This window comes from Empedobacter sp. UBA6745, from assembly GCF_002453775.1.
Lineage (GTDB): Bacteria > Bacteroidota > Bacteroidia > Flavobacteriales > Weeksellaceae > Empedobacter > Empedobacter falsenii_C.
Genome location: NZ_DKHL01000057.1, coordinates 212293 through 219126, shown reverse-complemented (window position 1 = coordinate 219126; position 6834 = coordinate 212293). Strand labels below are relative to the sequence as shown.

Below are 6834 nucleotides of genomic sequence, written 5' to 3'. Positions count from 1 at the left end.
CGCAACATTCAGCTTGGAAGGCTGACGCTCTACCAATTGAGCTATTCCCGCATTCACTTCTAAAAAGCTTTGCAAATTTAAAGATTAAATCCTAAACCACAAAAAATTTTAAAAATTAAGTTTGTGGGGAGAGCAGGATTCGAACCTGCGAAGGTTACCCAACGGATTTACAGTCCGTCCTCGTTGGCCGCTTGAGTATCTCCCCGCCTTACTTTTTTTTGTTCTTCTAAAAACTTTGAGCCGATAGAGGGACTCGAACCCACGACCTGCTGATTACAAATCAGCTGCTCTAGCCAGCTGAGCTACATCGGCATTTTTGTTTTTAAAAGCGTTATTTAAAAGAACAGTCCGTTAAATATGTTTGTTTAACGGACTGCAAATTTACGTTGTTTTTTGAATTAACCAAATTTTTAGGTTCTTTTTTTAGTCAATTCGTTATTTTTTATCTTTCGCTAATCTTTTCTTTTTTTCTGATAATTAATTTTTTTAATGTATCTACCGCCAAATCAATACATTCCTCAAAAGACTGTCCTGTTTTACTCACAACAATATCATCTCCTGGTACTTCTAACTTAATATCAACTGTCTTATTATTTTTTTCTGCAGTATTCTCTAACTTAAAAGAAACATTCGCTGCAATGATTTTGTCTGACAAAGTTTCTAATTTTTCTAATTTTTTTTCTAAATACTCCTCTAAACCTGGTTTAGTATTGAAGTTTACTGCTTGAAAGTTAATTGTCATAATTACTCTTTTTTGTTCTCACGCGGGTGAGCTTTGTTAAACACTTTTTTTAAATTTTCTATACTCCCATGTGTATAAATTTGAGTCGATGACAAACTTGAATGCCCTAAGATATCTTTTACCGCATTCAGATCTGCTCCGGAATCTAACATATGGGTCGCAAATGAATGCCTCAACATATGAGGACTTTTTTTATGTTTTACACTTATAAGACTAAGATAGTATTTTACTTTCGAATAAACAAGATTATCATACAAAGGTTTTCCTTTTTCTGTTACAAAAACATTCGTACATTGTAAGGTAATTTCATTATGTTTTCTGGTGTTATAATTCGCCAAATCCTCTAACAGAAAGGTCGAAATAGGAATTATACGTTCTTTGTTTCTTTTTCCAAGAACTTTTATAGAAAGTGTATTCGGATCGATATCATTTTCTTTCAAACCAATTAATTCGGCACGTCGAATTCCTGTTTGATACATTACATCAATCATTAATCGATCACGTAAACCTTCGAATGTATCTGGAAAAAACTCATCATTATTCAACAAATCATTCAATTCTGCTTCTGTAAATGGCACCAAAACTTGTTTATTTTGTTTGAGTGAATGAATTTGTTCGATTGGATTAATGGTAAGATGATTTTCTTTGATCAGATATTTATAAAACGTCCGTAAAGCGCTTAATTTGCGATTAACCGTTTTCTCAGACTTTTCTAATTCTGATAAATGCATCACAAATGCACGAATATGATTTTTTGTTGCAAGTTGTATTTCCGACGAATTTTCTTCTTGTTGATAGAACTCAACAAAATCGTCCAAATCTCTTTTGTAGCTTGTGATTGTTAGCGTAGAATAGTTTTTCTCGAGCGCTAAATAATCTAAGAATAGTTGAATAAATTCCATAAAAAAACCTATTCATCAAAGTTACAACTTTAATAAATAGGTCAACAGAAATTAATTTCTTTATATCGTTTAAAACGGCAATTTATGCTTCCTCCTTTTCGATTAAGGCTTGTTTGTAGATTGCTCTACTCATCTTAATTCTATTTGTAACAGAAGGTTTTGTAAATTGTTGACGTGCTCTTAACTGACGTACAACACCTGTTTTATCAAATTTTCTTTTGTATTTTTTTAGAGCTCTTTCGATTGACTCTCCGTCTTTTACTGGTATAATCAACATAATTTTATCTATTTCTTTTTGAGATGGCAAATATACAACTCTTTAGTAATTAAACAAATCGTTTTGTATTAATCTTTCAAAATATTTCTTCCAATCACTAATTTTTGGATCTCCGTTGTCCCTTCACCAATTGTACATAACTTAGAATCACGGTAGAATTTCTCTACTGGAAAATCTTTTGTATATCCGTATCCACCAAATATTTGAACCGCTTCATTCGAGATTTTAACACACGCTTCCGATGCATAATATTTTGCCATTGCACCTTCTGTCGTCATTGGTTTTTTATGATTTTTTAAATAAGATGCTTTACGAATTAATAATTCTGAAGCTTCGATTTCTGTAATCATTTCAGCCAATTTGAAGTTAATTGCTTGGAAATTTGCAATTGCAGTTCCAAACTGATGACGTTCTTGCGCATATTTCAACGCTGCTTTGTACGCTCCTTTCGCGATTCCTAAAGATAAAGCTGCAATCGAAATACGACCACCATCTAAAATCTTAAGCGCTTGCTTGAAACCATCACCTACGTTCCCTAAACGATTTGCATCCGAAACACGTACATTATCGAAGATTAACTCTGCCGTTTCCGAAGCACGCATTCCTAATTTATTTTCTTTTTTACCCGATGTAAAACCTGGCGTTCCTTTTTCGATTACAAAAGCCGTCGCGTTATTTTTCGCTCCTTTCTCTCCTGTTCTTGTCATTACAACCGCAACATCACCAGAAATTGCATGTGTAATAAAATTTTTTGCTCCGTTAATTACCCATTCGTCACCATCTTTTACAGCTGTTGTAGACATTCCTCCTGCATCAGAACCAGTGTTGTGCTCTGTTAATCCCCAAGCACCAATCCATTCTGCTGTTGCTAATTTTGGTAACCAACGTTGTTTTTGCTCTTCGTTTCCGAATTCTAAAATATGATTTGTACAAAGTGAATTATGTGCTGCTACAGATAAACCGATAGAAGGATCAACTTGTGAAATTTCGTCTACAATTGATACATATTCGTCATAAGACAAACCACTTCCTCCGTATTCTTCTGGAACAACAATTCCCATGAATCCCATTTTTCCAAGTTCTTTGAAAACTTCAACTGGAAAAGTTTGAGCTTCATCCCACTCCATAATATTCGGCTGAATGTATTGTTTTGCGAAATCTCTTGCCGATTGCGCGATTAATGATAAATTTTCATTTTCTAAGAAATCCATTTTTTTGAGTTTTTTTGTTTTTTTATGACTTTCCTCCAAAAGTAATAAATTTCTATTAAGTGAAAAGTTTTTCTTTTACGATTATTTTTACTCATTAAAAATAATTGACTATCAGCGTTTTTAAGTTAATAATATCCTAAAAAAAAACAAATGTTTAAAGTCATTTTCGGAAATGATATTTGACATTTTAATTCGGATAAATTAATCCGAGTTTTGTTCTCAGAAATAAAATAAAACATTATGAGAAAAGGACTATTAATAGTAGGAGCAATTTTAGCATCGATAAATTCATTTGGACAAGAAGCAGGTGAATTGCATATGCGTGTAAGAGCAACTGGTGTAGTTCCTATGGAAGATGCTAAAATAGAAGCAATAGGTGGAAATGTCGCAGTGACGAATAACCTTATTCCAGAAATCGACTTTACCTATTATATTACAAAAAATATCGCAGCCGAATTAATTTTAGGGACATCTAAACATGAAGTTGTTGCGGTAAATACTGCATTAGGAAATTTGGATTTGGGACGCGTGATGTTGTTGCCTCCAACTCTTAATGTACAATATCATTTGTATCCAACAAAAAACCTAAAACCTTATGTTGGCGCAGGAATTAATTATACAATCTTCTATGATCAAGGGCAAGGAAAAGGGAGAAACGCAGCCGTAACTAGTGTAGATTACAAAAACAATGTAGGTTTCGGATTTCAATTAGGATTTGATTACAAAATCAATGATAAATTATACTGGAACGTAGATGTTAAAAAATTATACTTAAACACAGACGTTACAGTTGGTGCAGCTTTAGACAAACAAGTTTATGTACCAGCAGATGTAGATCTTAATCCTTGGTTAATCAGTACTGGTATTGGTTTCAAATTATTCTAAAATCGACCTTTTATATATATTATGATTTTTTATTAACCAACTAAAAGATCAAAAAGAGAAGCAATTGCTTCTCTTTTTTTATTTAAATTGATTTATTTTTACTCCTCCACTCTTTTATCTTCAATGTGATTTGTTCGAAAATATTCTCGAACCGAAACAAACGTAGGTTCTATATGCACTAAAACGTCTTTTACTTGTGGCATTTTGGCTTGTACAGCATCTTTCAGATCATGACTAATTTTATGTCCTTCCACTACCGAAATCGTTCCATCGACTATTGCATGTAAATCCACATAATAATTCATTCCGTTCTTACGCACATTACATTTTTCAGTCGCCATAACACCAGGAACATGCGAAGCGATTTCTCTGATTTGTTCAATTTCATTTTCGTACAATTGTTCATCCATAATTTCTCCCAACGCAGGTCGAAGGATTTTGTACGCATTATATAAAATAAAACTTGATGCAAAAAGTGCTGCAACATCATCTGCTGCCTCCCAACCTGGTCCCATTACCAATGAAATCGAAATTCCGATAAACGCCATTAACGATGTAATTGCGTCCGAACGATGATGCCAAGCATCTGCTTTTAGAGAAGAACTATTGGTTTCAACACTTTTTCGCATTACATACTGAAACGATAATTCTTTGAATAAAATAATTCCTCCAAGAACTAATAAGGTAAATGGTTTGGGCTGATGATGTGGTGTAATAATATTGTTAATACTTTCTTTTGCAATGATAATCGCAGAAACAATAAGGAAAGTAACCACTAAAAATGTGATTAACGCTTCTGCTTTTCCGTGCCCGTAAGGATGATTTTCATCTGCAGGTTTTGCAGAATACTTTAGTCCAAAGAAAACAAATATAGAAGAAAAAACATCTGCCGAAGACTCGATTGCATCTGCAATAAGTGCGTAAGAATTCCCAAAATAACCAGCCAAAAACTTAATTCCAGCCAAAGAAGCGTTTCCTACAATACTAAAAATTGAAGCTTTGATTGCTTTTTCCGAATTATCATTCATACCAAAAAAATAAGCCCTACAAATGTAAGGCTTATTCTAATTTTATATCTCGAAAATATTATTTTTCTAAGAATGGGTATTTGTAATCTTTTGCAGGAACAAATGTTTCTTTGATTGTTTGAACAGAAGTCCAACGTAACAAGTTCATTGCAGAACCTGCTTTATCATTTGTACCAGAAGCACGTGCTCCACCAAATGGTTGTTGTCCTACAACTGCACCTGTTGGTTTATCGTTGATGTAGAAATTTCCACAAGCATTTTTCAATGCTTTAGCAGCTAATTCTACAGCTGCACGATCTTTCGCGAAGATTGATCCTGTTAATGCGTAAGCAGAAGTTTCGTCAACTAATTTTAAAGTTGCTTCAAATTCATTTTCATCATAAACATAAACTGATAATACAGGCCCGAAGATTTCTTCTACCATTGATTCATATTTAGGGTTCGTTGCTTTGATAACTGTTGGTTGAACAAAATATCCAACTGAATCATCATAAGTACCACCTATTACAACTTCAGCTTCAGAAGATGCTTGTGCACGATCGATATATGCTTTAGATTTTTCGAAAGAGTTTTTATCGATAACCGCTGTCATGAAATTAGAGAAATCCTCTGGAGATCCTAATGTAACAGTTGCTAACATTTCTTTCATTTGTTTCTCAACTTCGCTCCATAAGTTAGATGGAATATAAGCACGAGAAGCAGCAGAACATTTTTGTCCTTGGTATTCAAACGCTCCACGAACTAAACCTACAGCAACTTCTGTTGGACAAGCTGATTTGTGAACCATTACGAAATCTTTTCCTCCTGTTTCTCCTACGATACGTGGATAAGTTCTGTAATTATTGATGTTATCTCCAATTTGTTTCCATAAAGTATTGAAAACTTTTGTAGAACCTGTGAAGTGTAAACCTGCGAAATCTTTGTGTTCTAAAACTGTTTTTGCGGTTTCTGCTCCATCAGTTAAGATCATGTTGATTACACCATCTGGTAAACCAGCTTTTTTGAACACTTCCATTGTTACTTTAGCAGCTAAAGTTTGTTTATCAGAAGGTTTCCAAACTACAACATTCCCCATCAAAGCCATACAAGATGGTAAATTACCAGCGATTGCAGTAAAGTTGAATGGAGTAATTGCGAAAGTAAATCCTTCTAATGGACGATAATCTACACGATTCCAAATTCCTGGAGAAGAAATTGGTTGATCTGCATAAATTTCTGTCATGTATTGTACGTTAAAACGTAAAAAGTCAATCAACTCACAAGCTGAATCAATTTCTGCTTGCATTGCATTTTTAGATTGACCAATCATTGTTGCAGCATTCATTTTTGCACGGTAAGGACCAGCAATCAAATCTGCAGCTTTTAAAAAAATTGCCGCTCTATCTTCCCAAGGCATTGCAACCCAAGCTTCTTTCGCTGCCAAAGCTGTGTTAATCGCTTTTTTTACATCATCTTGTGTTCCTTCGTGGAAATAACCAACAACTTTTTGGTGATCATGTGGAGGACGAATTTCTTTTTTATTTCCTGAAAAAATTTCTTCAGAACCAATGTATTGAGGAACTTCTGTTACCTCGTTAAACATTTTTTTGTATGCGTCTAATAATTGCGCACGCTCTGGCGTACCAGGAGCATATGATTTCACCTCTTCGTTAACAGCGTGAGGAATTTGAGCAAATGATTTTGACATTTTGATTATTTTGTTTGTTTATACTTTTCAAAGTTCAAATTTAAGAAAAATAAATGGAAATGTTTCAGTTCAGATAATTAAGTCTTTTACCACTTTAGACAT

At 33.9% G+C, this 6834-nt stretch carries 7 protein-coding genes and 2 tRNA genes; 1 reads left to right on the top strand and 8 read right to left on the bottom strand.

Annotated elements, in window-relative coordinates; genetic code table 11:
• Positions 1 to 124: 124 nt before the first annotated feature.
• The 6 genes from B4H69_RS16390 to B4H69_RS16365 all read right to left on the bottom strand — a co-directional run bounded on the left by B4H69_RS16390 (position 125) and on the right by B4H69_RS16365 (position 3132).
• A tRNA-Tyr gene (locus B4H69_RS16390) sits at positions 125 to 205 on the bottom strand.
• A 33-nt stretch (positions 206 to 238) separates the two neighbouring features.
• A tRNA-Thr gene (locus B4H69_RS16385) sits at positions 239 to 312 on the bottom strand.
• A 130-nt stretch (positions 313 to 442) separates the two neighbouring features.
• On the bottom strand, positions 443 to 742 hold the full coding sequence (hpf, locus tag B4H69_RS16380) for a ribosome hibernation-promoting factor, HPF/YfiA family (RefSeq protein WP_038331066.1): 300 nt from the start codon (positions 740 to 742) through the stop codon (positions 443 to 445).
• A gap of 2 nt (positions 743 to 744) precedes the next feature.
• On the bottom strand, positions 745 to 1644 hold the full coding sequence (locus tag B4H69_RS16375; protein WP_038331065.1) for a tyrosine-type recombinase/integrase: 900 nt from the start codon (positions 1642 to 1644) through the stop codon (positions 745 to 747).
• Between the two features lie 82 nt (positions 1645 to 1726).
• A complete protein-coding gene (gene rpsU / locus B4H69_RS16370) occupies positions 1727 to 1921 on the bottom strand; it encodes a 30S ribosomal protein S21 (RefSeq protein WP_038331168.1) in 195 nt (64 codons plus the stop codon).
• A gap of 68 nt (positions 1922 to 1989) precedes the next feature.
• Positions 1990 to 3132, bottom strand: coding sequence for an acyl-CoA dehydrogenase family protein (locus B4H69_RS16365; protein WP_038331167.1), 1143 nt, complete (start codon positions 3130 to 3132; stop codon positions 1990 to 1992).
• A 240-nt stretch (positions 3133 to 3372) separates the two neighbouring features.
• Here B4H69_RS16365 and B4H69_RS16360 point away from each other — a divergent pair, with 240 nt between their 5' ends.
• Positions 3373 to 4017: an OmpW/AlkL family protein gene (locus B4H69_RS16360; protein WP_291077348.1), complete on the top strand. Its 645-nt coding sequence runs from the start codon at positions 3373 to 3375 to the stop codon at positions 4015 to 4017.
• Positions 4018 to 4115: 98 nt separating this feature from the next.
• Here the strand turns inward: B4H69_RS16360 and B4H69_RS16355 are convergent, their stop codons facing one another.
• Both B4H69_RS16355 and pruA read right to left on the bottom strand, forming a co-directional pair.
• Entirely contained in the window at positions 4116 to 5045 is a 930-nt protein-coding gene (locus B4H69_RS16355; RefSeq protein ID WP_125349438.1) for a cation diffusion facilitator family transporter, read from the bottom strand.
• 58 nt (positions 5046 to 5103) lie between these two features.
• On the bottom strand, positions 5104 to 6732 hold the full coding sequence (pruA, locus tag B4H69_RS16350) for an L-glutamate gamma-semialdehyde dehydrogenase (RefSeq protein ID WP_280045501.1): 1629 nt from the start codon (positions 6730 to 6732) through the stop codon (positions 5104 to 5106).
• Positions 6733 to 6834: the final 102 nt, after the last annotated feature.